This is a genomic window from Stenotrophomonas sp. STEN031, assembly GCF_056759975.1.
In genome coordinates this window covers 1-25,432 of record NZ_JBRREA010000044.1, presented here as the reverse complement: position 1 = coordinate 25,432, position 25,432 = coordinate 1, and the positions used below count along the sequence as shown (strand labels likewise).

Here is a 25,432-nt window from a genome sequence, read left to right as displayed (position 1 = left end):
CTTTGCGTGTGCGCCGCGCATTGGCGTATCGCTTCGAGTACTAAGCATGAAAGATAAATCCGAGTTCCTCTACTGCGTCTTCATTGTGGCTGCGGCCATCTTGTCGGCCGTGGCCCGTTGTTCGTTCACCCGCCCCGACCAATTCGGCCGGGATTCCTACGACTAAACCAACTATCTAGATAGACCCGCAAGGCCCGGCACTGTCCGGGCCTTGCGCGTTATGCCGTCTAAGAAAGGAGACCGAGATGCATCACGTTGAAACCATGGCCTATGCAGGCCAAGTCCCATGGCATGGCATCGGAAGCCAGTTGGCTCCAGGGCAGTCCATTGAAGTATGGCGCGAGCGTGCCGGCATGAACTGGTCCTTGGAGGAGGCTGAAGTGCGATTCGCCGCCGAGGCTGAAGATCAGTATCCCGTTCGGGTGTTCCCCGGGCAAAAGGTGCTTTATCGCTCTGACACCAAGCGACCTTTGGCCGTGGTGTCCAAGCGCTATCAAGTAGTCCAGCCGCGGGAAATCCTTGAGTTCTACCGTGACCTGACGCGCTACAGCGGCTTTGAGCTGGAAACGGCAGGCGTTCTTCGCGGCGGGCGGAAGTTCTGGGCATTGGCCCGTACTGGACAGGGTGTAGCCCTAAAGGGCCAGGATCAGGTCAATGGCTATCTTCTTCTGGCTACGGCCTGTGACGGAACGCTGGCTACCACCGCCCAGTTCACCTCAGTGCGAGTGGTCTGCAACAACACCCTGCAGATCGCGGTGGGAGTTCGAACGGGAGCGATCAAGGTCCCGCATCGCAGTGCTTTCGATGCTGACAGGGTCAAGAGCCAGTTGGGTATTGCCGTTGAGGGCTGGCATGGCTTCGTGGAGCGGATGCGAATTCTCTGTGAGACACCTGTAAACCCTGATTCGGTCGATGGGGTGCTGCGGAATTTGCTCACGTATCCGGCTGCTCAGAATGGGAAGGCAGTCGTGAACGAGCAGGCTGTAGCCAAGGTGCGGGCGTTGTACGACGGGCAGGGAAGAGGTTCGGGCCTAAAGACCAGTAAAGGCACGGCGTTTGGCTTGCTCAACAGCATCACCGAGTTCGTGGACCACCATCGCCGGGCGCAGAGTACGGAGAACCGCTTGGATGCAGCCTGGTTCGGCCAAGGGGCTTTGCTGAAGCAGAAGGCTTGGAAGGAACTGCTAGGGGAAGCCGCATGACCATTTCGCTGCAGAAGCAACGCCTGGAAGAGGTACCTGGTGGGTTGAACGAACGTGACAGCTCTGTCCTCGCTCAGGCATTGGAAATCCTAGAGAGCAGAGCAATGGTCAGTGGCCTGCTATTGGGAGATCCGGATGTTGCGGGCAGGTTCTTCCGCCTGCGTTTAGGGCATGAGATCCGCGAGCACTTCGAGGTAGCGTTCCTCAATGCCCGCAACCGCCTGATTGCCGTAGAAAGGCTGTTCTCAGGCTCCATAGATGGAGCTGAGATCCATCCGCGGATTGTCGTCCCACGTGCCTTGGCCCTGAACGCGGCAGCGGTCCTACTGGCTCACAACCACCCGAGCGGGCATTGCGAGCCATCAGAAGCAGATCGAGCCATCACCAAGCGATTGAAGGAAGTACTGGCGATGGTGGAGGTGAGGGTCGTCGACCACCTTGTGGTGTCGGCAAGCCAAGGGACCTCGATGGCTCAGCTCGGGCAGATCTAAGGCCCGGATACTAGGAGAACAGCATGAAGGAAACGGAGACGTCCTGGTCATCGACCAGGGCGGCAATAGCTCGTGCCAAAGCGGCTGATCTAGACCGACAGGCTCGGGAGATAGAGCGCGCTGCTGCTGGAAATTGGCGGCAGAGGGCGAAGGTGAGGGAGGCCGCTAGCCGGCTTCGCATGAGGGCCGGAGCCTGCTTGGTCGAGGCGCTAGAGATTGAGGGGGCGGCCGACCTCTAGGGTGAGAGGGTCTGCGTTCTACTCCCTTCAGATTCTTACGCTCACTCGAGAAGAGATCCTGCAGGGACATCAAGAGCTATTGCGATTCGCTCGATGTTGTAGATCGTCACGTTCTTTTCGCCGCGTTCGATCATGCCTACGTATGTCCGATGGACACCGGCAGCCTCGGCCAGCTCTTCTTGAGAGAGTCCACGTTCTTTCCTCAATCGTCGGACATTTCCGGCGAAAACGGTGACCAGTCGAGTTTCGTGGGATGCACGAGCCATCGACAGATGGTCTCGATTTGAATACTACTATTCGACATACTACGATTAGCATTGCGGGTATTGAGGTAAGGCAAAGGTCGAGTACGGAGCTAGACCCCTTGGGGCAGCGGAATTGAGCAGCGAGCAATCGAGTTCGGGCAAAAGACCCCTCGGCTACCGCCTCTGCAGGGAAAAGGGATGTTCGAAGAAGACCACTATGAAGTCCTCGGGGTACGTCCCGAGGCACCCCTCTGGGAAATTGAGCTGGCCTACAAGGGCCGGCGAAGCCAGTACCACCCTGATCGCTACGCCGTGGGAGACGCGGCGTCCGTGGCATGGGCGACGGCCAAGATGCAGGCGGTCAACAAGGCGTATACGGTACTGAAAGACCCGGACCAACGCGAGCGCTTCGACCGTACGCAAGCGTCGGCGAAGCCGGCTGATCCAGGCCCCCGGACTGAGCGAGCCAAGGCCGCAGCAGAGCCTCCACCGCTCCGCTCACTCCGAGAAGCACTAGAAGGGCTGGAGTTCAGCAACGAGCCCTTCGAGCGCGTGTTCATGGCTCCCCACATCCCGAATAAGAAGCTCCAGGGAGCCTTGGATAGCTACGGGGAGAGGCTGCGTGCCCAAGACGTTGTCGTGCTCATCGACGACACCGTATTCGGTGGTGCGAGGGAAGGGGTGCTGATCACCGAGACACAGATTCGGTGCAAGGCCAAGTTCGAGCAGGCAGAGATCCGGTTGCTGGGCTGCCTATCGGAAATAACCGCACACGGTACCCGCATTCGAATCCATGGCGAGCCCTTCATCACGTTGAGTGCTCTCAACGCCGATGACTTGCGACGGCTGTTCGAGACCCTCAGTGAACATCTGAAACAAACATCCTGAATTCAACCAAAGAGGAAATACATGAAAGGCATGAAATACGCAGCGACGGTAGCAGTTGTCCTATTCCTGGTCGGCTGCAGCAAGCCGGTATTGGATTGGCGCAATGCAGAAGTCAACAACGGTTTGGTCTACGCCCCCGGCGAGAACGAGCCATTCACCGGAAGCATTACGAATATTCCTCGTGAGCAGTTGCGCAAGCCGATCTCTGCGATCGAGAACGTTGTGAGGTCCATGCCCCATCCCGTGCCAATGCAGGGATCCAACGCACATTGGGGACCACTGGCTGGGCTGAAGGTCCATTGCCAGGTGGAGTTCGACAAGGGCAAGCTCGTAGGCGATATGAGCTGCACGTATGACGAGAACGGGGAACGTGCATTGGAAACACGTGTCGTCAACGGAAGTCTCGACGGAGAGCTTGAGCTGTATAGCGTCTCAGGAAATTCCTACATGGAGGTTCCGATCGTAAAGGGGAAGATCAACGGCACTGCACGCGGGTGGTTCGATGGTGGCCAAAAGAAGCCGATGTTTGAGATTGGCTACAAGAAGGGCAAGCTGGAAGGTCCTTCAAGGGTGTTCTATGAGGACGGAAGCCCTGCGGTGGTGGGCACTTTCTCGGAAGGGCACCAAGAGGGGGAGCAGCTGGCGTACTACCCTAGTGGCAAGATTTCAGCAAAGGTCGTGGGCAGCGGCGGGGTGATCAGCGAAGAGAAGTACTTCACCGAAGAAGGTGTGCAGTACCTCAACTACACGCAGTTTGAGGCGATGTATGCAAAGTACGATAGGACGGATGAGCCGATTTCCGCTGAGGAAGAAGCCCTGTTCGCAGCAGCCTTGAAGACGTATGGACTGCCTCGCCCTGTGCGTCCAGCAGAAGCCGCCGCTTTCAAAGCTGCGCGTGCAGCAGCTCAGGAAGCCGAACATCAGCAATGGCTGGAGCAGCGCCAGCAACAACTGCAAGGTATCCACTGACCGGAGTGATTCTGAGCTGACGCAGTGAATCATGTTGATAGTGCGGGAATGAAAAAAGGGCGGGCATGCGTAGGCATGCCCGCCCTAGGCGGGCACTTAATACTTTCCATATTGAGGAAGGAATCGGAATGAAGGGAATGGCGACGATGTTCGCGGGGAGCCTCTTGTTTCTGGCGATGGCAGCATGCAAAAAGGAAGAGTCACTGACCCAGAAGGGCGATATCAACCTGGCTGGGTGCGAGGTTCCGGCCGGTCTCACACCCGCGCAGGCAGAGGCACAGGAGTGCGCGCCCGACGTAGTGGAGCCTGCAATCACGGCAGAGCCCGCAATCACAGTAGAGCCGGTAGTAACCGTCATGGACCACGCTGTGATCAACGAAGAGCTCGCTCGTCAGGCGCTCTTGTTAGGCGATGCTCTGGAGAACAAGGAGGCGCGGCATACTGCAGAGGGTGACTTGAACGGGGATGGTGTCAGCGACAAGGCGGCGCTGTTTATGGTCGAGGCAAATGATGGAGGTATGGCCTACTCCACCCACCTAGCTGCATTCGTCAGGGAGGGTGGGGGACTGCGCTACGTTGATTCCCGCTCTGTAGCTGGTTATGGCGAAGTAGCACAGGCACTCGCAGTGCAGGATGGGGTGCTGACGGTATCCCTGCTGGTGCAAGGCGCCGATGATGCTACCTGCTGTCCATCCATGGAGAAAAAGGTCAGCTATCTGCTTCACAACGGGAAGTGGATAGAAGTGACTCCAAACGCCTATTGAAGAGCTTACGTGAGGCGTGCAGTGCCCCCTGTGTCAGTGCATGGTGTGCCGAATGGAGAACGAGGTGAGAGACGCGAGCCTTCTTCCTGCCGACGGAAGGATTTGCTGATCCAGTGAAGAACTTCATCTGAAATGATGACTTAAGGGAATCTGTCTAGGTGCGCCAGTTGATCGTCTTGGCACAGTCAGCGAGCGGTTCTCGAACAACATGTTGATCCAGTCTACTTTGCATGTGACCAAGAAAGAGAAGGGGCCAGCATGCTGGCCCCTTCTTTGGATACTGCTAGTAAGTTACCGGTCTAACAACTCGCGGTCGATGAGTGATGTGTCCAAGCCACTGGTTCGCGGTGCGCCGCGGCCGCTGTGTCCCTTCGGCATGATTCCCTTGCGCAGGTTTCGGATCCCCTTTTTGCTCGTGCTCTCGGCGTCTTGGCTGCCTTCCTGTGACTTCGGTGGGCTGGGCTTGAGCTGAGTGGTTTCCTTACAAAGGTATTCGATCGCCTGCCGCAAGCCACGCAGCTTATCTTCATTCGTCGGATGGATTAGTCCCAGGCAGTTAAAACGGTACTGATCCTTCCGGGTGTAGCAGTTGAAATAGCTAGCCTTGTCCTTTTTGCCCGTTTCCCCGACATCCACCCCGTCAGGGTACTCTCCGTGGCCGCAGCGGCGGACCCAGTCCTCTCCAACCAAACGGCCGAGATTGGCGGTATCGCGATGTTCGTGCCCGTCTAGCACAATGAGTACGTGAAAATGGATGCCACGATCGATTCCGTCCTCACGCTTGCTGATGTAGCCGAGGACGTCCGGAACGATTCGATTTTCACGCAGAGCCCGCAGGAACCTTGCGTGGTGTCCGTCCGCCTCTCGGGTGTAGCCCCAACCTTTGAATGCCGGCCGGAAGTAGAGGTCAACCCGTAGGACCAGTAGCTGAGTGCGACGCTGGAACTGTGCTGACAGATACTCGCAGCAGCTGGCGATGTTCTTTTCCTCATTACGCTTGTAATTGTCGACTGCGTTTCTGTATTGCTGGCTCTGACAGGTCGTACGCACCGAAGCTATTGCGACCTCAAGAATCTCGCGTGTCCGCAAATCACTCGGAACTGCCTCGCCGTTGCCATTGGTGAGATACACAAGCTCATGCGACCACTGGTCGACGACCTTCATGATAACGGTCAGGGGTGGATTGAAGCGATTGTACTTGTAGTACTCCGCAGTGTCGTGGTCGTAGCTCTTGAACAAGTTGAAGAGCGCTTTGCCGAGCTTCGTCAGTTGGTAGCGCGGCTTCCCCTTTCGATCGAGCACAATTTCAACCGGCTGATCGTTGGTCTGGGCGACTTCATTGACCAGCTTCTCTGCTCGGCGTAGCCAGTAGGTGAAGTCGTGTTCTTTACCGACAAAGGTAAGTCCGTAACGTTGGCTGGTCTTGCGTACGAAGAGGTGGTGAGCCTGCTCTGATTCCGCGGGCGGAGCAGTATTGACTTCGGCAGCAAGCGGAACGTCGGGAATCTGCTCCTGGAACAAGTCACAGTCGAGAACTGTGCTCGGGGTGCACAAGGTGTACTTGTTGATCTCATTCATTGGGTTGTTTCTCCTGCTAGTTGCTCGTGAATTGCTTGTTGATAAGACGACTGTTGAACTAAAGTGAATCGAATGAATTGAATAAGATAGAAACCGGAATTCGCATGGGACGGATGGCCCTGCTGTTGCTGATTTGAAGGGTAAAAACCCCCCGCTGATGGGGGGTTTTTGTGTGCTGCGCACTACGTTGACTTAGTGAGCTCGTTACATGTGGCGGGGCGCCTCCATGCGGCTCTCTAGCCACTCGTCGATGACGTATTCGATCCAGCCTTTGGCTGAGCTGCGCGAGCCACCGGCGCCAAGCGAAACGGGGCGCGGGAAGGTCTCGTCATGCCAGGGGCTCGACGGGTTCAGACGGTTGTCAATGGTGCTCTCGGAACACGAGAGCTTCTTCGCGAGGCCCTTTTTACGCAGGACTCGCTTGGAGCGCATACGCGGGGGCGCGACGGCCCCGTTATCGGTGTTTTGCGGATAGTTTTGGTTGTTGTGAAGGCTCATAACGCGGTCTCGGGGAAGCGACAGGCCCCTTGCCTGCCTGCGGCCAATATGAGCGCTCTTTTCGGCGATGGATAAGGAGCGGAAAACCGCTATCGCATGGAAAAAAGGTGGGGAAATTTATTCACATACCTGAGTATCTGGCTGGTGCTTGTTGACGAGCGCGGAATCTACGAGGCAACTCCAGCCAAGGAACTAACTTGCCGGCCCAATCCAGCACAATTGATGGCGTTTCCGCGCTGATGGCGCTGGACTGTCGTAGCCAAGTCAGCATCAGATTTGGGTTCTCGGCCTTACCTGTCGGCGCGGCCAGACGGTGTCGGTGCCTGAAACGCAGCGTGCTGGCTTAACTCCGCTTTCCCCGGGCACTTTCAACCAGGAAGGGGTTGTCAAGCATGCTTCGCCCAGGCGGGTGTCGGCATTTCGCCGGAGGTGAAACGGTCGTGTCGGTGAGCGATGGTTCTTTTACATGGGCGTCAGCGCTGCGGGTCATGCGACAGCCCTTGGCTTGGTGTGCGTATTTCAACCGAATACGCCGGATTCGCTGAGGATTTCAGGTAAGGTGGGTAGCGCAGGAGCGAGGCCTTCTGGTGTGCTTGCCTGCCACGGGTTCACCAATAGCGCGTGCGAGGACTGGATTAAGACGTGTCGGTGGGGGAAGTTCTATCCCGACACTTGCCGAGGGCGGTCGGCAGCACAACCTAGCTGCGACCAGCGCGGCCTGAGCTACGCACTCAGTTGGAGGAGGAGGTTGTCCGTTCTGGGGGCAGGTGACCTGCCCTCATGTTCAAACGGGGAAACCACTATGTGGCCACGACAGGAAGGGGACCAAGGCGCCGTTCCGTCATCTTGGAGTTCATGGAAATGGCGGGCGAGCCCATACCCGGCCTGTATGTGCGAAGAAATCGGCGCAACTGCCATCATCGATCCAGGCAGGTCATAGCTGCCATCGTGGCTAACCGTTAGGATCATTCCATCTTGGAAGTTGCGGACCATTCACGCTGGGGAGCGTTGTCTGAAGTGGATTTCGGATTCAATTGGATTGGCATGCCTTGAAGCTCATTTCACATGTACCGAATCGCACGATTTGGTGGTGTAGGTCAGCGACAGCGCCCTGAAGTTGGGACGACATCGCGCGTTCTTCGATTCCAGGGGCGGTTCATCCGGGAACCATCCACCCACCCAAGTGCCAGCCCGCGGCGCTTATCCCAATCCTGCCAACATTCCATCCAGCGCCTTTAACGTGTCGCTACGCGCGGCTTCCAATGCATGACCTGACACTGTGTGTTTATCCCCGAGGTTCTCCAGGCTAGCGACCGGTGCGCGCTTTACGGCGTTGAAGTACAGGGGAAGATCGGCGCGGATTAGGCCGTAAATCTTTTTTAGGATCGGCGTGCGCGCCTGCTCATCGGTGAGTTGTCCGCCGATGGCGGCTAGGAACGCATCGGTGTGGGCACCGTGGCATCGTTTTCATCGATCCAGGCTTCGTTCCAGCGGGCGCGTATCGCTACGTGAAAGGTCTGGCCGTAGCTGGTCTGGTCTTCCAGCAGCTCCGCCAGAAGGTTGGCTGGTCGTGCAAGTAGGCAAAATTTCGCGTGCGCGGACGCTTGGTCTTGAACTCGTCAGGCAGGTGCTTCAGGAACAGCCGCCCGAGGATGAATTCTTCGAATTCGGAAGCGTCCATCTTGCCGCGCAGGATATGGGCCGAAGATGGCGACCAAACTCCCAAGATATCTAACGCACTCAGTTTAGCTCAGCTACTAGCCTGTGAGCTCTTCAAAACTTCCCAAAAAAGGAGACAACGATGAGCAATGAGAAGAAGGCTCCGATGAATCAATCCGCCCAGCGGCGCATTCAAAGTGCGGTGGATCGCCAACCCTGTCCCTCTCCCCAGCAACGCGCGTTCAAGGCCAAGGTAGCGTCGGTCGTTGCCAAGCGGGCTTCAAAGTAATGCATCATGGCTCCGTCCATTTTAGGGCGGAGCCTTGATGCGTTACGTGGAGAGATCAAAACTGCGCCCAGTAGGGTTGCAACCACGCGGTCTTTGACCGCCCTGGGTCGCAAAGCACTTCCCACCATTGTGCGTAGCGCTCGCTTGCTTTCCCAGTTGCGCGTGAACCTTGCTCTTCGACTCTTGCCCAAATCTGGGCGGCTGCATACAGTCGGCGCATCGTCCAAGACAGGTCTTTTCCTGTCGCCTTCTCCACGTACACAATCATAGAAGAGACGTCCCTCTCACGAAGGGCTTTTGTGCCGTTTCGCCAACGCACCACCCAGGACTGACCACCTGACTCAGGCGGTCCGCCCAGCAACACGTTTTCCATTTCACGGATGCTTGGCAGTTTCTCGGGCAGTGGTCGTCCAGTGGCTGCCATGGCCAGTGCATAGTAGATGTCCAGTAGGCGGTGTTGGACGCGTCTCCGCTTCGGCTGTCCCGGCCCGTCAACCAGCAGAGTGATTAGGCTCTTGATTTCACCCTCGTGCGGCATGAGGGGGGACACGAGATCGTGATCCATCTGTGCCATCAACAGGAGCAGTGCATCTAATCCTGGATCTAGGTCATGGCGAGGTCCGATAGTTTGCGAGGCCATTACATTCATGCTTGTCGCTACTTTGACAATACCCGCAGACAATTCCTTCCTGCTCAAGTGACCATGAAGGGCGGCTTCGGTAAGGTGGTCGAAGGCTACTGCCAGTGCCTCCAGGCGGTCGCCGCCTGCAATACCAAACGTGTGATGAAAGAGGGTGCATGGTGGGCTTGTTGGGTGCTCGGCCAGTGCCAGCGCTGAGCGCTCCAATGCTCGCGCCTTACGTGAGCCACATTCCGCTGTCAGCTCAGAAAGATTCGTTCGAATGAAGGAATCCAGGCTGTTCAGGGTGTGTCGCATCTTACGCGGTCGTTTTGGTAGCCCCGCGTCCCAGGTTTTGGAAGATACACCGAACACTTTGAGCATTTTGTCGGACAGGGCACGCCTTTCCGTCCATATCCTCGCTGAGTGGAGCAGCCAACCGGTCATGGGCTGAGCCACCATCGAAGAGATTCTAAATGCGGAAGACCAGATGTCGTTCTCTTGCTCCGCGCTTAGTGGGCTAAGCGTCACGTTCGGTAAATCCTCCCATTCTTTGTCATCCCTGGGTCGTGCACGGCTACCCAGCCGATCTTTTCGGATATCCGCCTGCGGATCAACTTTGGAAGGGCTAGCGACCAAAAGAGTCTTCTCCTTGACGAGCTTGGCTTCAATGTCGCGAAGCCGTCGCATATATGAATTTCTGGATAAAAGATGCCCGACGTTTGCCGGGCATCTTTACTCGATGGGAAGAGTTCATCGCCAGGTAATGTTACGCGAGAGCGAGAACATCTTCGTGCAGTTGATGAACGTCGTCTTCCCTCCGCACAGTTCAATCAGGCCGCGTTGTTCCATTCGCAAAAGGGCTGCACGCAAGCGATTGCTCGGAATGCCTAATAACAGACCGATGCGCTCCGTGGGAACCTCCTTGTAGTCGACAAAGAGGCGGTAGGTGGCCAGGTGTCTAGTGACGGCTTCCACGTCGTCCTCTTGTTGAGGCAGGGGCGGCGGTGGGACGAACACCAGCTCGTACTGGGTGGCGTGCCAGGAAACAAGTTTCCAAGCACGCTCGAGACACGAGATCGAAACATAGTGGGTCTGGCTTTCCCAAACGTGGAAGACTGCGGCCAGGCGAGCGGTCAGGTTGAGCATCTTGGAGACGAAGTCGGCGATGTGCGCGAGCTGGCCGAACTTGAGATTTTGAGTGATGCGGCACAGTTCCTCCCAGTAGCCCAGCGCGTCAGGTGCGAACGCTAGTTCGATCGGGGTAATGCCACCGGCTTCCTGGTTGTTCTGGTGCAGGTCGTAGAGCTCCTTAAAAGCGTGGTGGAGATCCGAAAGAGCTTCATCATCGTTATCTGCGGGTGCATATCGATTGCCCAAGGGTGAAGGTTGGGCGACACAGACAAGGAAGCGTGCGAAGAAGCCGAGCCTGACCGCTTTGTGCTCGGTGTACTCACGGCGCTTACACCGGGGGCGAAATGGTTCGATCGCGGCGGACTGCGCGAGTAAGCCGAACGTGCCGCGTGGCTGGCTGGCATAGAGATGCTTCTTCTTCTCCCGGCGAAATTCCAGCGATTTTCCGTCGATCAGATCAACTAGATCCGACACGTGGCGCATCAGGCTAGAGCTCAGCAACTTGTCCCCTTCGTCGGTAAGGAAATCGACTGCTTCAAATTCGCCATCTAGCTGGTGAAGCAGGCTTTCCAGGTCAAGGTTGCTCGCTAGGCGGGGGCGGTGTTTGGGCGACGCCGTGGACGTGCGGTGCAGTTCGGCCAGGGTGACAAGAAGATCCTCCGTGGGCTCATGCTTGCGTAAACCGCGTGCGATCTCGGACTTCAAGAGCTTGATTCGGAATTTTTTCTCGGCCAACGAGGCGCTTGCTTCGGTTCGGGCGGCTTCATACCGAGCGAAACTGTCTCGAGCATGGTCCCTGAGCGGTTGGATCACGCAATCGTGTACGGGGCTCTTACTTCCACCCACATCGGCAATGCATAGCGTATTAACGCCGATGGGAATGGGTGTCCAGTGGGGAGGGGACATTACATAGAGAGGAGCAACCGCTGAGGATAGGGCCGACAGTAGGTGCGTCCGGACCATGGCGGGACAAGCTTCCGTGTTCCTGGCACAAACCGCCTTCGCGGCAGCTTCAGCGAGCGGGGGGAGCATGCCGAAGTTGTGGTCCGGTGCCTGAAATGGTGTGGAACGAGTAAGCATCCTCACGGGACGAGCTCATCGGAACGGGCGATGAGCGCGGCTGTGAACGGGTGGAGGGATTCCTCGCTTGCCGGCGGATCCTCTGCGCCATTGGTGGGCACATCCGATTCAGAGTTGCCCAGTCTCTCGCGCAGTTCCTTGAGCTTCGTTGGGTAAAACTTCTCTCGCAAGCCCAAAGCATTGATTAGATCTATTAGCTCCTTGTCACTGATTCCGTCTGACTTCGCGGACAGGATCTTCGGCTTGATGAGCGTAAGGAGCCGTTCGGCGTCCTTCTTGTCTTTTAGTGCTTGGTAGGCCGCATTGAATTGCGTAGCCATGTCCTTAACGTTACTGGATGCCATGTTCTTTTCTCGATCGGGGCGGCTGAATTGCCGTCCTCACGGGACATGGTCCAGAGAGTTGAGGAGCTTGGATAAGGAAGGGTTTTTTCGGTGTCGAGCCAGAAAAGTTGGGGAAATCTCAGATGGTCGGTTGCGTATCTGCTGTTTCCGCATAGAGCGAATGATCGGGACCACAGCTCTGCTGAGCGGCACACCCTATCAAATTGCTCGTTTTTCGAGATCGCAATGACTGCAGCGGCTGGGACTTGCGTGTGGTCGCGGGCTCAATGTTGGTCAGTGCGGGCCAACTGCAGCCAAGTGCAAATGGCATACTGAATGGCATACTGATTAGGCTTGAAAAGAAAAAAGCCCCAGAAAATCAGGGGCTTAGTTCAATCGTCTGGCGGAGAGAGGGGGATTCGAACCCCCGAAGCGCGGTTTAGACGCTTACACACTTTCCAGGCGTGCTCCTTCAACCACTCGGACACCTCTCCGGATCCTGCCGCGCTAATGCCTCGGCAGGGGCGTGGATTCTATAGGGACTGGCGGCCGTTCACAAGCACCCCCTGAGCGGGTGCTGGCGGAAGGGTCGGGCGTGGCACAATGGGGCTTCAGATGAAGACGGTTGCCTGATGTCCTATCTCGTCCTTGCCCGCAAGTGGCGTCCGAAGCGTTTTGCCGAGTTGGTGGGCCAGGAACACGTGGTCCGCGCGCTCAGCAATGCGCTCGACAGTGGCCGCGTCCACCACGCCTTTCTGTTCACCGGCACCCGGGGTGTCGGCAAGACCACCATTGCCCGCATCTTCGCCAAGTCGCTGAACTGCGAGAACGGCACCAGTGCCGACCCCTGCGGTCAGTGCCGGGCCTGCCTGGACATCGATGCCGGCCGCTACATCGATCTGCTGGAAATCGATGCCGCGTCCAATACCGGCGTGGATGACGTGCGCGAGGTGATCGAGAACGCCCAGTACATGCCCTCGCGTGGGCAGTACAAGGTCTACCTGATCGACGAAGTGCACATGCTCTCCAAGGCGGCGTTCAATGCGCTGCTGAAGACGCTGGAAGAGCCGCCGGAGCACGTGAAGTTCCTGCTGGCCACCACCGATCCGCAGAAGCTGCCGGTCACCGTGCTCAGCCGCTGCCTGCAGTTCAACCTCAAGCGCCTGGACGAGGAGCAGATCCGCGGGCAGATGACGCGGATCCTCGGCGCCGAGCAGATCGAGTTCGACGACAGCGCGATCGTGCAGTTGGCACGCGCGGCCGATGGCTCGCTGCGTGACGGTTTGTCGTTGCTGGACCAGTCCATTGCCTATGCGGGCGGCGCGCTGCGCGACGACGTGGTGCGCACCATGCTGGGCACGGTTGATCGCACGCAGGTCAGCGCCATGCTCGATGCCCTGGCCGATGGCGAAGGCGCGCGCCTGTTGCAGGTGGTTGCCGGGTTGGCCGAGTTCTCGCCGGACTGGAGCGGGGTGCTGGATGCTTTGGCTGAAGGCCTGCACCGCATCCAGGTGCAGCAGCTGGTGCCGGGCACTGTCGTACCGGGCGAGGGCGTCGACGCGGTGGCGTTTGCCCAGCGCCTGCGCCCGGAAGTGGTGCAGCTCTGGTACCAGATGGCTCTCGGTGGCCGTCGCGACCTGCATCTGGCGCCCAGCCCGCGTGCGGGCTTTGAAATGACCGTGCTGCGCATGCTGGCGTTCCGCCCGGCAGGCGCAGTACCGGCGACACCGGAAGGCAGCGCATCCGGGACTGGCGCAGGTGTGGGTGGCAACACGCAAACCGCACCTGCCGCTGCCGCAGCGTCGGCGCAAACCGCCAAGCCGGTTGCAGCGCAGGCTGCACCAGCTGCAGTCGCGCCTGTGTCAGAACCCAAGCCCGAGCCTGTACTCGAACCAGCAGCCGTCGTGCCGCAACAAGCCGCGCCTGCGCCCGAACCCGCAGCGCCCGCGCCTGAGCCCGTGCAAGCTCCGGTTGCAGCTTCGGCCCCGATTCAAACCGCCAAGCCCGCAGCTGCTGACGACGATCTGCCGCCATGGGCGGTTGAGGCGGCTGAAGCGAGTGCGCGCGATGAGGCAATGGCGGCCGAAATGGCTATGCCGGAGGCGCCTGAAGCCATTGAAATGCCGGCTGCAGCACCGATTGAGTCGCCGAAGCCGGCGCCCGTCGCTGCGCCGCAGCCGGTTCAGCGGGCCGAGCCGGTGCGTCCGACCGGCATCGCCATCGAACCGGCGGTACCAGCAGCGCCGACCGTATCGGCGCAGGGCGGGCGCAGCCTGAACACGGCCGAGCAGTGGCTGGACCTGATCGACGACAGCGGCCTGAGTGGTCCGTCGCGCGAGCTGGCCGCCAATGCCGCCTTCGTCAGCTTCCAGCACGGTGTGCTGCGGCTGGCCTTGTTGCCGGGCTTTGAATACCTGCAGTCTGAGCGCGCCTTGAATGCCTTGGCGCAGGCGCTGTCGCAGGCCTTGGGTAGCACGCCCAAGATCCTCATTGAGACCGGTGACGCGCAGGCTGAGACCTTGCACCAGCGCGCTGATCGTCAGCGCGGTGAACAGCAATCCGCGGCAGAAGCCGTGTTCATGGCCGACCCCCAGGTGCAGCAGCTGCTACAGCAGGGTGCACGGGTCGTGGCCGATTCCATCCGTCCTTTCAAAGAGTAACGAACCATGCGCGGCAATATCGCCCAAATGATGCAGCAGGCCCAGAAGATGCAGGAAAACCTGCAGAAGGCCCAGGAAGAAATCGCCAAGTTGGAAGTCACCGGCAGCGCCGGCGGTGGCATGGTCAGCGTGACCCTGAGTGGCACCAAGGAGTGCCGCAAGGTGCGCATCGATCCGTCGGTGCTGAGCGATCCGGAAATGGCTGAAGACCTGATCGCCGCCGCCTTCAATGATGCTTCCAACAAGATCGACGCCGAATCGCAGAGCCGCATGGGTTCGGCCACGGCCGGCATGAAGCTGCCTCCGGGCATGAAGCTGCCGTTCTGATGTGGTTCGCGCCGGCTGACCCGGCGCATGCACGTCCCCGCGCCGCGAAGCCTCCGGGCTTCGCGCGCTTGTTTTAGCGATACGCCTGCTGTGATGAGACCGTTGCGATGAGCCTGCCGCTGCTGGAACAACTGATCGAAGCCTTCCGGGTACTGCCCGGCGTTGGCCAGAAGACGGCCCAGCGCATGGCCTACCACGTGCTGGAGCGTGCCCGTGACGGCGGCCAGCGCCTGTCGGAAGTGTTGGCCGAGGCCATCGAGAAGATCGGCCACTGCAAGCAATGCCGCGACTTCAGCGAAACCGAGCTGTGCCCGGTCTGCGCCAGCAGCAGCCGCGAGCGGCAGATGCTGTGCGTGATCGAGTCACCGGCGGATCGGCTGGCAATCGAGCACGCCACCAGCTACCGCGGCGTGTACTACGTGCTGCAGGGGCGCTTGTCGCCGCTGGATGGCATCGGCCCGCGTGAGCTGGGCCTGGATCAGCTGGAAACACGTTTGGCGCAGGGGGAAGTCACCGAATTGATCATCGCCACCAACTCCACGGTTGAAGGCGAGGCCACCGCGCATTACCTGGCGCAGCTGGCCCGCCGCAACAAGGTGCGCCCCAGCCGCCTGGCCCAGGGCCTGCCATTGGGCGGCGAGCTTGAGTACGTGGATCGCGGCACTTTGTCGCATGCCTTCGGCAGCCGCAGCGAAGTCGGCGAATAAGCGCTGCGGGGGTTGTAAGCTGTAGGTCGTTTACTGCAGCGAGCCCCACATGACAGACACCATTTTCGGCAAGATCATTCGTCGCGAAATTCCCGCCGCCATCGTCTACGAAGACGATGAAGTGCTGGGCTTCAAGGACATTGCCCCGCAGGCGCCGGTGCATGTGCTTTTCATCCCGAAGAACGAGGTCATCCCCACCCTGGATGATCTGCAGCCGTCGCAGGCGCATCTGATCGGCAAGCTGGCCTTGGCCGCGGCGGCGTATGCACGCCAGGAAGGCTTCGCCGAGAACGGCTATCGGATCGTCATGAATTGCCGCGAAGATGCCGGGCAGACCGTGTTCCACATCCACCTGCATTTGTTGGCAGGCGCGCCCTTGGGGCATTTCGGCGCGTGAGAGAGCTGCTTTTGTAGGAGCGGCGTAAGCCGCGAAGCCGGTAGCAACCAAGCAACTGCGAAACCTGTTCGCGCGATCCAGCAGTTTCTGATTGCGCCATGTCGCTTGCGGCGGAGGGATCTGTGGCTTCGCGGCTCACGCCGCTCCTACAAAAGATCCAAAGGCATCTAAGAGCCAAACAAAAACGCCGCCCCTTGGGGCGGCGTTTTCAGTTTGTTACCACCAGCCGCGGTAACCCCAGCCCCAGCCGGGACCCCAACCCGGGCCCCACGGGCCGTACGGGTAGGCGGGTACTACTTCCACTTCGCGCTGTACCGGCCACAGGTAGACCACGTCGGCGGAGAGCTTGGGCAGCGGGTAGTCGTACTCGCCGATCTTGGTGCTCTGGTAGCCATCGATGCGGCCAATGAAGGTCACGTCGCGGCCCGGCTCGAACACCGCTGGATCATAGAAGCCGCTGCGGCAGGCCAGGAAGCGGCCGTCGCTGGCATCGCTGGAGGTGGTGCTCGGGCGGCCGCTGGCATTGAGCGGGCGGGCCAGCATCTGGAAGCAGGTTTCGCCCTGGCCGGGGATGGTTTCGATGATGCGGCCGCCCCAGCGTACCGGTGCGCCGGTCTGCTTCTGTGCCACCGCATCACGCGGCGAAACCGGGGTGAACTGTCCCTGCAGTGGTTTGGGGGCCGTGGCACAGGCGGCCAGCACCAGGCTGGCAGCGGCAACGAGGAGGATGCGGGTCTTCATGTTCGTACTCCGGGTTTCGGGCGGTGCCTGTGCAGGTCCGCCAATAATGAAACGACATCCGATCGGACGCCAGCGTAGCGCGCCTGGGTGAAACGCTGGCTGAGTGCCAGCAGGTCGCTGCCGGGGCGTTCGCGGTCGACGCGCCTGGCCCAGTCGCTGGCGGTTTCGAAGGGTTCGCGGCCCAGGCCCAGGCGCTGGTAGCGCCGGTCCAGTCGCTGCCAGGCACGCAGCAGCGGGTCACGCTGGCGTTCGCCCCGGGCCAGCAACCAGACCATCAGGCCCAGGGTGAGGGCGGCGAAACCGGCAAACAAGGCGACCAGTTGTGAGGGGTTCAACTGCTTGATGCCGATGGCGCTGAGCAGGTGTTGCTGGCGCTCGGCGTTGAAGGACAGTACGGCGGTGTTCCAGCCGCGGCGCAGGTAGTCACCGTATTGCAGCAGGCTGCCCCAGCGGCCGGCCAGGTCCAGTCCTGTGCCGCCGGTGTCGTTGTCGCCCAGGCGGTCTTCGAGCGTGTCGTAGATGCGCTCCGGCGCAACCGCTGCGGTGGGGTCCACGCGTACCCAGCCGCGCTGTGGCAGCCACACTTCGGCCCAGGCATGTGCATCCAGGCGGCGCACAACCCAGTAATTGCCGAACCGGTTGCGGACACCACCGGCGTAACCGGTGACAACGCGTGCGGGCACCCCGGCACCGCGCATCAACACCACGAACGCAGCGCTGAAATGCTCGCAGTAGCCGGCTTTCTGGTCGAACAGGAATTCGTCGACGGAATGGCGGCCGGCCAAGGGCGTGGCCAAGGTGTAGGCGAACTCGCGGTGGATCCAGTCCAGGCTACGGCGGACCAGGGCGGCCTGGTCATTGCCGGCTTCGTCGCGCCATTGCCGGGCCAGGGCCAGGGTGCGCGGATTGAAGCCCTCTGGCAGCTGCAGGGCCTGCTGTCGCAGAGGTGCCGGCAATTCGGCCTGGAAGGTGCTGGCGGCGCTGGACTGCATGCGCCAGCGGCTAAGTGCGGTGAGTGGTTGCGGTGTGCTGAGGCTGTAGTCGGCGTCCAGATGGGCACCGTTGGGGGCCTGCAGTGGCAGGTCGAGTGCGACCAGTTCGCGGCGGTCGGTCGGCTCGTACTCGATCTGGTAATCCCAACGCGGGGCGGCAGGGCGCAGCGCCGGCGGCTGTCCGTAGAGCTGGCTTTCCAGGCGGGTCCAGCGGCGGCCGTCGAAGCGGGTCAGGACCGGGCCGCGCCAATACCGCTGGTCCTGCGGTGGCACCGGGCCAAAGAACTCCACCCGCAGCGCCGGACTGTCGTCAGCCATCAGGTCGATCCAGCCGCCGGGCTGCATGCTGCCGGACAGGCCTGGCCGGCTGACTGCCCGTTCCGGCGTGCCCCACAGCGGCGTCGGCAGGCGCGGTACCAGCCAGAACGCCGACAACGCCAGCGGCAGCGCCAGCAACATCAGCCGGCCAACCGTGCGCAGCTGCGCGCGCGGCGGCAGGTGGGCGATGCCGACTTCCTCATCCGCCAGCCGTTGCAGGGCCAGCAGGGCGGCGACCACCGCGGCTGCCGACATCAGCAAGGTGCCTGGCCCTTGGTCAAGCAGGAAGGCGGCGAAGGGGGCGAACAGGGCGAAACCAATCAGGCTGCGTGCATCGCGCAGGTTGCGCAGCTCGCTGGACTTGATCGCCAGCATTGCGGCGAGCAGGGCGCAGCCGCTGTCGCGGCCGGGTCTGGCGCCCATCTGCCAGTAGATGCAGGCCAGCATGATGCCAACCAGCAACAGGCGCAGCGGCAAGGGCATGGCGTTGCGCCATGACCACAGCGCCACCAGCAACGTGGTGATACCGAAGACCACGGCAAGCGTGACAGGCAGCTGCAGCAGCAAGGGCAGCAGGCACAGCACGGTGACCAGGTTGATCCAGGCGCGGCTGCCGGCGCTCAGTGCGGGGGAATTGATCTTCATGCCGGTGGCAGCAGCGCCAATGCGCGCAGGCAGAGGTGGCGGTGGGCATCGCCGCTGGCCGGTCCCAGTGCAGGCATGCCCGGCAGGCGCAGTTGGTAGCTGCGGCCTTCGCGCTCGGCGTCTTCCACCCAGCGTGCGAGCCGGGAGATGCGACGTTCGTGCGGCAGGGCGCGCAGCTGCTGCCAATCCAGTACCAGTTCGGCGCCGTAGGGGCGCTCGTACTCGCGCACCAGCAATTCATCGCGTCGTGCCGAGTGCTTCCAGGCGATGCTGCGGCGCGAATCGCCGCTGCGGTAAGGACGCATCTGCTGCAGCTCCTCGCCCTGCGGATGCACGCGGGTGCGGGTGGAAGCGCTGCCGGCGTCGGGTAGCGGTGGCGCGTTGGCTTCCGGTGCGGGATAGACCAGCAGCGCCGCGTCTGGCCAGAACCATGCCCAGGCCCGGACCAGTCCCAGTGGTTGCGTGGTTGCGATGCGGATGCGGGAAAGATCCAGCCAACCGCGTTGCACGGTCGGCAGCCACAGATCGGCCTCGGCCTGGCTGTGCTGCTCCAGGTTGAAGTGGGTCCTTGCCTGCGCGCAGTCCAGTTGCAGGGCACGGCGCGGGCGACCGTCGCTGCGGGCAAGTGCCAGGCGCAGGCGGATGGGAGTGCCGGCGGCCACCGGATCGGCGGAAACGGCGTCCAGGCGCAGGCCGGACAGCTGCAGATGTGCCTGCAAGCTGCTGGCCAGTGCGGTTGCGGCCAAGACCAAGGCCAACAACAGGGCCGGGTTGTTGTTGTAGTTCAGCGCGCCGAGCAGCATCACTGCAAGCAGGGCCGCCAGGAACAGCCCAAAGCCGGTCGGCAGCACGTAGATGCGGCGTCGATCCAGCTGCGTAGGCAGTTGTTCGGGCTGCCGGGGGCGGGCCAGAAGCTGCAGTGATTGCAGGCGTTGCCGCAACGCTGCCCGCACTTCAGTCGACCCGCACGCTGTGCAGGATGGCGCGCGCCAGGGTCGGGCCGGAGGACGCTTCGGCCTCGGCGACCAGGCGATGCCCGGCTACCGCGATGAACAAGGCCTGCACGTCTTCCGGTATCACATGGCGGCGGCCGAGCAGCAGGGCGTGCGCCTTGGCTGCGCGCAGCAGGGCGATGCCGGCGCGTGGCGACAGGCCTACGCGCACCCCCGGATGCTGGCGGCTGCGAGTAAGCAGGGCCTGCACATAGTCCACCAGCGCGTCGCTGGCATGTACCTGGGTCACCGCGTCGCGCAGCCTGCGGATGTCCTGCTCGGAGAGGCAGGGCGCAACCCGCGCGATGAGATCACGGCGGTCTTCGCCAGCCAGCAGGGCACGTTCGGCATCGGCATTGGGATAGCCCAGGGTCAGGCGCAGCAGGAAGCGATCCAGCTGTGAGTCCGGCAACGGGAAGGTGCCGGACATGTCCACCGGGTTCTGGGTAGCGATCACGAAGAAGGGATCGGGCAGGCGATGGGTCACGCCATCGAGCGTCACCTGCTGCTCGGCCATCGCTTCGAGCAGGGCGCTCTGCGTGCGGGGCGGGGCGCGGTTGATCTCGTCAGCCAGCAACAGGTTGCAGAACACGGGGCCGGGATGGAACTGGAAGCTGCGGCTATGGGCTTCGTAAACCGAGATGCCGAGCACATCGGCGGGCAACAGATCGGAGGTGAACTGCACGCGCTGGAACTGCAGGCCCAGGCTGGAGGCCATGGCATGGGCCAGGGTGGTCTTGCCAAGCCCGGGCAGGTCTTCGATCAGCAGATGTCCGCCGGACAGCAGCGCGACAAATGCCATCCGCACCTCCTGCGCCTTGCCGAGCAATAGGGAATTGACCTGCTGTTGCGCTGCCGATAGGGACTGTAGTGTTACTTCGGTTAGCATTCCGGGCGGCGCCATTGTCATGGTCGTCTCGATATTTGGGCTGAAGGAAGTGTACGTGGCAATCAGGGGTGAGCAACGCGCATACGTAACGTTCCTGGTGTTGTGGGTGCTGGTCACCACGGCCAAGGTTCTGCTTGCCTCGCAATTGCCTTTGTTCGTGGACGAAGCGTTCTATTGGCAGGAAGGCCAGCATCTGGCTGCTGCCTATTCGGACCTGCCTGGCCTGACGGCGTGGTTGACGCGGCTGGGGGTCGAGGTTGCCGGTGATCATCGGCTTGGGGTGCGCTTGCCGTTCCTGATCATGGGCGCGGCGCTGCCATGGATGGTCGCTGCCATCTGCACGCGCTGGTTTGGCGTGCGCATGGGTTGGCGCGCTGGTTCCTTGGCCTTGTTGATGCCCTTGTCGGCGACGCTGGGCATCCTCGCGGTGCCGGACGTGCCGATGGCGATCGCGGCGCTGCTATGTCTGGATGCCGGTGCACGCCTGCTGCGTGGCGTGGGCGCCGGCGGCGCCTTGTTGCTGGCCTGCGGCCTGTTGATGGGCGCGCTGAGCCATTACCGTTTCATCGGTGTGATCTGCGTCGGCTTCATTGCGCTGCTGCTGTTGCCGGAAGGCCGCCGGATGCTGCGCGATCCACGCGTATGGATCGCGCTGTCGGTAGGCGTGGCGGCTTGGGTGCCGTTGCTGGCGTGGAACCTGGACAACCAGGACGCAGGGCTGAAGTTCCAGCTGGTTGAGCGCCATCCATGGGCGTTCCAATCGGAAGGGTTGTTGTTCCTGGTGATCCAGCCGCTGATGGTGACGCCGCTGCTGTTTGCGGCAATGGCGGTGGTGGCGGTCCGGGGCCTGCGCAATGCGCAGGGCGGTTTCCATCATCTGCAATGGCGCTACTTTGCCTTGGTAGGAGCCACCTCCACCTTGCTGATCTTTGCGCTGGGCTTCTTCACCGACGTGGAGCGGGTCAGCTTCCATTGGCCGCTGCCGGGCTATCTGGCACTGCTGGTCTGCGTGCCGGCGCTGCTCAACCATTGGTCGCGCCCATGGCGGCGCGCGCTGTGGGCGCTCACCTCGCTGGGCCTGGTGCTGGCGATGAGTTACTACCTGTTCGCCGCCTCGCCGGGGCTGCGCGAGCATATGGCCGGCAGCAAGTACTACCCGCGCAATTTCGCTGGTTGGCAGCAATTGGCGGATGGGGTGCGCGATGAGCTCGCGCAGATGCCGGAAGATACCCAATTGCTGGCAGGCAGCTTCAAGGTGGGGGCCGAGCTCGGCTTCCGCCTCAATGATCCGGCGATCAAGGTATTGCCGCATGCGCTCAACGATCGTCACGGTCGTACCGCGCAGCTGGCGTTGTGGAAGCTGATCAGCGATGGCAACCGTTCGACGCCGGTGCTGCTGGTATTGGCGCCGGGAGACCAGCGGTACCGTGATCTGCTGGCGCGCTACCACAAGGTCTGCGAGCTGGTGGGGCCGTTGCCGCCGCCGCGGGTGATCTCCCTCGACCATGGCTTCCAGCGCTTCCTGCTGTTCCGCCTGCCAGCGCAGAAGCAGCAGGGGGCGTGCGTCACGCCGGCGATGGCATGGGTGGAAACCCCGCTGCTGGGTCAGACGGTGGATGGCGCACTGGAAGTCAGTGGCTGGGCGTTCAAGGACGGTGTCGGCTTGTCGCGGGTGGAAGTGCTGCTGGATGGGCGCAGCGTGGGCGACGCCACCTATGGGCGCAGCTTTGACGTGCGCCCGTTCTGGAAGATATCCAACGATCCGCAGCATCCGCATATCGGCTTCGACGCACGCCTGGAGACCTCGGCGTTGACACCGGGCAGGCATTGGCTGGGTCTGCGCCTGCACGGCAATGACGGCAGTGTCGAAACCTGGGCCGAGCAGCCGTTCGAGGTCAAATAGCAACCTGGTCGGTTTGTCGCAGCTGAAGCCGTGGCCCGGGTAAGCGCAGCGCACCCGGGGCTGTTGGCGAGAAGTACTGAACGACCGGTAGATGTGGTTCCCGGGTGCGCTGCGCTTACCCGGGCTGCGGTGAAACCGCAGGCTAGGGCAGTTGATAGCCTGCCTGTCGCAGCAGCTGCGCGGTCTTTATCAGCGGCAAGCCGATCAGCGCGGTAGGGTCGGTGTTCTCGATGGCCTCGAACAGGGTGATGCCCAGGCCCTCACACTTGAAGCTGCCAGCACAGTCCAGCGGTTGCTCGGCATCGACGTAGCGCTCGATCTCTGTCATCAGCAGGGTCCTGAAGCGCACGCGGGTGAGATCAATGGCTTGAAGTTGCGCATCGCCATCGCTGACGCACACGGCCGTATGGAACAGCACTTCATGGCCGGACATTGCCGCCAGTTGCGCACAAGCGGCCTCGCGACTACCGGGTTTGCCCAGAGGTTGCCCATTCAGCTCGGCAACCTGGTCCGAACCGATAGCCCAGCTGCCCGGGTGCTGGCGGGCCACGACGTCAGCCTTGGCGCTGGCCAGGCGGCGTGCCAGAGCGCTTGGCGGTTCGCCGGGGAGTGGGGTTTCGTCCACCGTCGGGGCAGCCGAACTGAACGAAATCCTGAGCCGGTTAAGCAATTCGGCGCGATATCGTGACGTGGAGGCGAGAATCAGGGGCTTCATGTGTAAAAATACGCAGCTCGGGACGGGCAGTCTGCTGCGCCGCCCCCGGTCTGACAATGTTTCCGTCGCCTTGGATTTGACAGCGGCGGGGCTACTCCTTAACATTCTGCAGCTTATGTCCGCGAACGTGCCCGAATTGCTGGATGCTTGGCGGATGGTCGTAGCGCGTAGGCGCTTTGACGGCCAGGTGCCTTTGTCCGAATTGACCCGCCTGCAGGGTCTGGTTGCCGATACCGAAGGCCAGTGCACGTATGCGCTGGAATTTGATCGCGACAACGTGCTGCAGGTGGCCTATGTCGATCTGACCATCGATACCGAGCTGCCCTTGATCTGTCAGCGCACCATGCAGCGCTTCCTGCTGCCGGTGTCGATCAAGCAGCGCTTGGGTTTGATCAAGGACGAGGACGAGGAATCCGCGCTTCCAGAGGAATATGAAGCGCTGCTGGTGCCGGAAGAAGGCAACCTGCGGCCGCTGGATCTGGTGGAAGACGAATTGGTGTTGGCGGTGCCGGTGGTTGCACTGGCGCCGGGGAGCGAGGCGGTCGAACGTGACTTCTCCGCAACCGAAGAAGAATTGAGCAAGGCCAATCCCTTTGCGGCATTGGCGGCGCTGAAGAAATAATTGCGGCCGGTAATCGTCGGCGGCTGCGGCGAAAGCGAGTAGTGCTGGACGCTGGCGTCCTGTGCAATTAAACGACGAAGCAAACGAAACCGAGTTTGGAGCAATCCCATGGCTGTGCAGAAATCCCGTGTTACCCCGTCCCGCCGCGGCCAGCGTCGTGCCCACGACGCCCTGAGCGCAAAGCAGCTGTCCACCGATCCGACCACCGGTGAAGTGCATCTGCGTCACCACATCACTGCTGACGGTTTCTACCGCGGCAAGAAGGTGATCACGACCAAGTCGAACTCGGTCGTTGAAGAAGATTGATTTGTGACGGCTGCCGCCACCTGAGTGTGGCGGTTGTTGCACCGATTCTTCCGGGGCCGCCTGCGGGCGGCTTCGCGCAATAGGAAACAGCATGAGCAAGCGGATCTACTCGAGGATCGCGGGCACTGGTAGTTACTTGCCCGAGAAAGTGTTGACCAACGACGATCTGACCAAGATTGTCGACACGACCAACGAGTGGATCGAGTCGCGCACGGGTATCCGTGAGCGGCACATCGCTGCCGACAGCGAAACCACCAGTGACCTGGGCTACAACGCCGCTTTGCGCGCGCTGGAAGCTGCCGGCATCGAGGTTTCGCAGCTGGACATGATCATCGTGGGTACCACCACGCCGGATCTGATCTTCCCGTCGACCGCATGCTTGATCCAGGCCCGCCTTGGCGCCTCTGGTTCGGCGGCATTTGACGTGAACGCGGCGTGCTCGGGCTTCATTTTCGCCCTGAGCGTGGCCGACAAATTCATCCGCAGCGGCGACGCCAAGCACATCCTGGTGATCGGTGCGGAAACCCTGACTCGTATCGTTGACTGGACCGATCGCACTACCTGCGTGCTGTTCGGCGATGGCGCGGGCGCCGTCGTGCTCAAGGCCGACGAAGAAACCGGCATTCTCAGCACCCACCTGCATGCCGATGGCAGCAAGAAGGAATTGCTGTGGGATCCGATCGGTGTGTCGGTCGGCTTCGACAAGCCGGGCAAGATCAACATGAAGGGCAACGACGTGTTCAAGTACGCCGTCAAGGCGCTGGACTCGGTGGTTGATGAAACCCTGCAGGCCAATGGCCTGGACAAATCCGACCTGGATTGGTTGATCCCGCACCAGGCCAACCTGCGCATCATCGAAGCCACGGCCAAGCGCCTGGATATGCCGATGGACCGCGTTGTGGTCACCGTCGACAAGCATGGCAACACCTCGTCCGGTTCGGTGCCGCTGGCGCTGGACGCTGCGATCCGTTCGGGTCGCGTCGAGCGTGGCCAGCTGTTGCTGCTGGAAGCCTTCGGTGGCGGTTTCACCTGGGGCTCGGCACTGCTGCGCTACTAAGCACCTCCGCATACAGATGTACCGCACGGGCAGCCAATGGCTGCCCGTCGTCGTTAAGGCTTCCCCTGTAGTGGGGGGGGGGGGGGGGGGGGGGGGGGGGGGGGGCGGGGGGGGGCGCCCGCCGCCGCGGCAGGGACGCGGAGGGGGGCGGGGGTGGGAGGGAAGCGGGAAACGGGGGGGGGG

The 25,432-nt window shown here is 61.3% G+C and carries 26 protein-coding genes and 1 tRNA gene; 14 read left to right on the top strand and 13 right to left on the bottom strand.

The annotated features are described in order from the left end of the window. The first annotated feature begins 245 nt into the window (after nt 1–245). Together ACVOLQ_RS16835 and ACVOLQ_RS16830 are read left to right on the top strand one after the other, a co-directional pair. Nucleotides 246–1,202, top strand: coding sequence for a DUF932 domain-containing protein (locus tag ACVOLQ_RS16835; protein WP_481528726.1), 957 nt, complete (start codon nt 246–248; stop codon nt 1,200–1,202). Beyond that, nucleotides 1,199–1,693: a JAB domain-containing protein gene (locus ACVOLQ_RS16830; protein ID WP_481528725.1), complete on the top strand. Its 495-nt coding sequence runs from the start codon at nt 1,199–1,201 to the stop codon at nt 1,691–1,693. Before ACVOLQ_RS16835 ends, ACVOLQ_RS16830 begins: the two co-directional genes overlap by 4 nt. Nucleotides 1,694–1,973: 280 nt before the next feature. Here the strand turns inward: ACVOLQ_RS16830 and ACVOLQ_RS16825 are convergent, their stop codons facing one another. After that, nucleotides 1,974–2,198, bottom strand: a complete 225-nt coding sequence (locus ACVOLQ_RS16825; RefSeq protein ID WP_481528724.1) for a helix-turn-helix domain-containing protein — start codon at nt 2,196–2,198, stop codon at nt 1,974–1,976. A gap of 177 nt (nt 2,199–2,375) precedes the next feature. On the opposite strand from ACVOLQ_RS16825, the gene ACVOLQ_RS16820 reads away from it, so the two are divergent. The 3 genes from ACVOLQ_RS16820 to ACVOLQ_RS16810 all read left to right on the top strand — a co-directional run bounded on the left by ACVOLQ_RS16820 (nt 2,376) and on the right by ACVOLQ_RS16810 (nt 4,798). Next, nucleotides 2,376–3,065, top strand: coding sequence for a J domain-containing protein (locus tag ACVOLQ_RS16820; protein WP_481528723.1), 690 nt, complete (start codon nt 2,376–2,378; stop codon nt 3,063–3,065). A 21-nt stretch (nt 3,066–3,086) separates the two neighbouring features. After that, nucleotides 3,087–4,034: a toxin-antitoxin system YwqK family antitoxin gene (locus ACVOLQ_RS16815; protein WP_481528722.1), complete on the top strand. Its 948-nt coding sequence runs from the start codon at nt 3,087–3,089 to the stop codon at nt 4,032–4,034. A gap of 128 nt (nt 4,035–4,162) precedes the next feature. Next, nucleotides 4,163–4,798: a hypothetical protein gene (locus ACVOLQ_RS16810; RefSeq protein ID WP_481528721.1), complete on the top strand. Its 636-nt coding sequence runs from the start codon at nt 4,163–4,165 to the stop codon at nt 4,796–4,798. A 291-nt stretch (nt 4,799–5,089) separates the two neighbouring features. Here ACVOLQ_RS16810 and ACVOLQ_RS16805 read toward each other — a convergent pair whose 3' ends face one another. The 3 genes from ACVOLQ_RS16805 to ACVOLQ_RS16795 all read right to left on the bottom strand — a co-directional run bounded on the left by ACVOLQ_RS16805 (nt 5,090) and on the right by ACVOLQ_RS16795 (nt 8,600). Then, complete coding sequence (locus ACVOLQ_RS16805) at nt 5,090–6,376, bottom strand: YagK/YfjJ domain-containing protein (RefSeq protein ID WP_481528720.1); 1,287 nt, start codon at nt 6,374–6,376, stop codon at nt 5,090–5,092. A gap of 204 nt (nt 6,377–6,580) precedes the next feature. Further along, the gene (locus ACVOLQ_RS16800; RefSeq protein ID WP_481528719.1) at nt 6,581–6,874 is read right to left on the bottom strand and encodes a helix-turn-helix transcriptional regulator; all 294 of its coding nucleotides are present in this window, start codon (nt 6,872–6,874) and stop codon (nt 6,581–6,583) included. Nucleotides 6,875–8,378: 1,504 nt separating this feature from the next. Further along, a complete protein-coding gene (locus tag ACVOLQ_RS16795) occupies nt 8,379–8,600 on the bottom strand; it encodes a type I restriction-modification system subunit M N-terminal domain-containing protein (protein WP_481528718.1) in 222 nt (73 codons plus the stop codon). Between the two features lie 75 nt (nt 8,601–8,675). Here ACVOLQ_RS16795 and ACVOLQ_RS16790 point away from each other — a divergent pair, with 75 nt between their 5' ends. Beyond that, entirely contained in the window at nt 8,676–8,822 is a 147-nt protein-coding gene (locus tag ACVOLQ_RS16790) for a hypothetical protein (protein WP_481528717.1), read from the top strand. Nucleotides 8,823–8,877: 55 nt separating this feature from the next. Here ACVOLQ_RS16790 and ACVOLQ_RS16785 read toward each other — a convergent pair whose 3' ends face one another. The 4 genes from ACVOLQ_RS16785 to ACVOLQ_RS16770 form a co-directional block, all read right to left on the bottom strand. Further along, on the bottom strand, nt 8,878–10,131 hold the full coding sequence (locus tag ACVOLQ_RS16785; RefSeq protein WP_481528716.1) for a hypothetical protein: 1,254 nt from the start codon (nt 10,129–10,131) through the stop codon (nt 8,878–8,880). A gap of 63 nt (nt 10,132–10,194) precedes the next feature. After that, entirely contained in the window at nt 10,195–11,538 is a 1,344-nt protein-coding gene (locus tag ACVOLQ_RS16780; protein WP_481528715.1) for a YfjI family protein, read from the bottom strand. A 119-nt stretch (nt 11,539–11,657) separates the two neighbouring features. After that, a complete protein-coding gene (locus ACVOLQ_RS16775) occupies nt 11,658–11,999 on the bottom strand; it encodes a hypothetical protein (RefSeq protein ID WP_296251554.1) in 342 nt (113 codons plus the stop codon). Nucleotides 12,000–12,379: 380 nt separating this feature from the next. Next, nucleotides 12,380–12,472 (bottom strand) — tRNA-Ser (locus ACVOLQ_RS16770). 138 nt (nt 12,473–12,610) lie between these two features. Between ACVOLQ_RS16770 and dnaX the strand changes: the two genes are divergently transcribed. From dnaX to ACVOLQ_RS16750, 4 genes are all read left to right on the top strand, one after another. Further along, the gene (gene dnaX, locus ACVOLQ_RS16765) at nt 12,611–14,638 is read left to right on the top strand and encodes a DNA polymerase III subunit gamma/tau (protein ID WP_481528714.1); all 2,028 of its coding nucleotides are present in this window, start codon (nt 12,611–12,613) and stop codon (nt 14,636–14,638) included. Between the two features lie 6 nt (nt 14,639–14,644). Further along, complete coding sequence (locus ACVOLQ_RS16760) at nt 14,645–14,965, top strand: YbaB/EbfC family nucleoid-associated protein (protein WP_313170267.1); 321 nt, start codon at nt 14,645–14,647, stop codon at nt 14,963–14,965. A gap of 107 nt (nt 14,966–15,072) precedes the next feature. Next, nucleotides 15,073–15,672 (top strand): recombination mediator RecR, encoded by a 600-nt coding sequence (recR, locus tag ACVOLQ_RS16755; protein ID WP_282270729.1) that lies wholly within the window; start codon nt 15,073–15,075, stop codon nt 15,670–15,672. A gap of 49 nt (nt 15,673–15,721) precedes the next feature. Then, nucleotides 15,722–16,069, top strand: coding sequence for a histidine triad nucleotide-binding protein (locus ACVOLQ_RS16750; RefSeq protein ID WP_481528713.1), 348 nt, complete (start codon nt 15,722–15,724; stop codon nt 16,067–16,069). A gap of 216 nt (nt 16,070–16,285) precedes the next feature. Here ACVOLQ_RS16750 and ACVOLQ_RS16745 read toward each other — a convergent pair whose 3' ends face one another. Genes ACVOLQ_RS16745 through ACVOLQ_RS16730 form a run of 4 tightly spaced genes read right to left on the bottom strand, consistent with a single transcriptional unit; the run spans nt 16,286 to nt 20,667 of the window. Next, a complete protein-coding gene (locus ACVOLQ_RS16745) occupies nt 16,286–16,810 on the bottom strand; it encodes a Slp family lipoprotein (RefSeq protein ID WP_282270727.1) in 525 nt (174 codons plus the stop codon). Next, nucleotides 16,807–18,765, bottom strand: a complete 1,959-nt coding sequence (locus ACVOLQ_RS16740; RefSeq protein ID WP_481528712.1) for a transglutaminase TgpA family protein — start codon at nt 18,763–18,765, stop codon at nt 16,807–16,809. Before ACVOLQ_RS16740 ends, ACVOLQ_RS16745 begins: the two co-directional genes overlap by 4 nt. Next, a complete protein-coding gene (locus ACVOLQ_RS16735; RefSeq protein ID WP_481528711.1) occupies nt 18,762–19,718 on the bottom strand; it encodes a DUF58 domain-containing protein in 957 nt (318 codons plus the stop codon). Before ACVOLQ_RS16735 ends, ACVOLQ_RS16740 begins: the two co-directional genes overlap by 4 nt. A gap of 1 nt (nt 19,719) precedes the next feature. Next, a complete protein-coding gene (locus tag ACVOLQ_RS16730; protein ID WP_481528710.1) occupies nt 19,720–20,667 on the bottom strand; it encodes an AAA family ATPase in 948 nt (315 codons plus the stop codon). Nucleotides 20,668–20,707: 40 nt separating this feature from the next. On the opposite strand from ACVOLQ_RS16730, the gene ACVOLQ_RS16725 reads away from it, so the two are divergent. Then, nucleotides 20,708–22,549, top strand: coding sequence for an ArnT family glycosyltransferase (locus ACVOLQ_RS16725; protein WP_481528727.1), 1,842 nt, complete (start codon nt 20,708–20,710; stop codon nt 22,547–22,549). Nucleotides 22,550–22,691: 142 nt separating this feature from the next. On the opposite strand, the gene ACVOLQ_RS16720 is transcribed toward ACVOLQ_RS16725, so the two are convergent. Further along, nucleotides 22,692–23,264 (bottom strand): Maf family protein, encoded by a 573-nt coding sequence (locus tag ACVOLQ_RS16720; RefSeq protein WP_481528709.1) that lies wholly within the window; start codon nt 23,262–23,264, stop codon nt 22,692–22,694. Nucleotides 23,265–23,379: 115 nt separating this feature from the next. Between ACVOLQ_RS16720 and ACVOLQ_RS16715 the strand changes: the two genes are divergently transcribed. From ACVOLQ_RS16715 to ACVOLQ_RS16705, 3 genes are all read left to right on the top strand, one after another. After that, nucleotides 23,380–23,886: a YceD family protein gene (locus ACVOLQ_RS16715; protein ID WP_481528708.1), complete on the top strand. Its 507-nt coding sequence runs from the start codon at nt 23,380–23,382 to the stop codon at nt 23,884–23,886. Between the two features lie 108 nt (nt 23,887–23,994). Then, entirely contained in the window at nt 23,995–24,192 is a 198-nt protein-coding gene (gene rpmF, locus ACVOLQ_RS16710) for a 50S ribosomal protein L32 (RefSeq protein WP_293715587.1), read from the top strand. A gap of 91 nt (nt 24,193–24,283) precedes the next feature. Beyond that, entirely contained in the window at nt 24,284–25,249 is a 966-nt protein-coding gene (locus ACVOLQ_RS16705; protein WP_481528707.1) for a beta-ketoacyl-ACP synthase III, read from the top strand. The last annotated feature ends 183 nt before the right edge of the window (nt 25,250–25,432 follow it).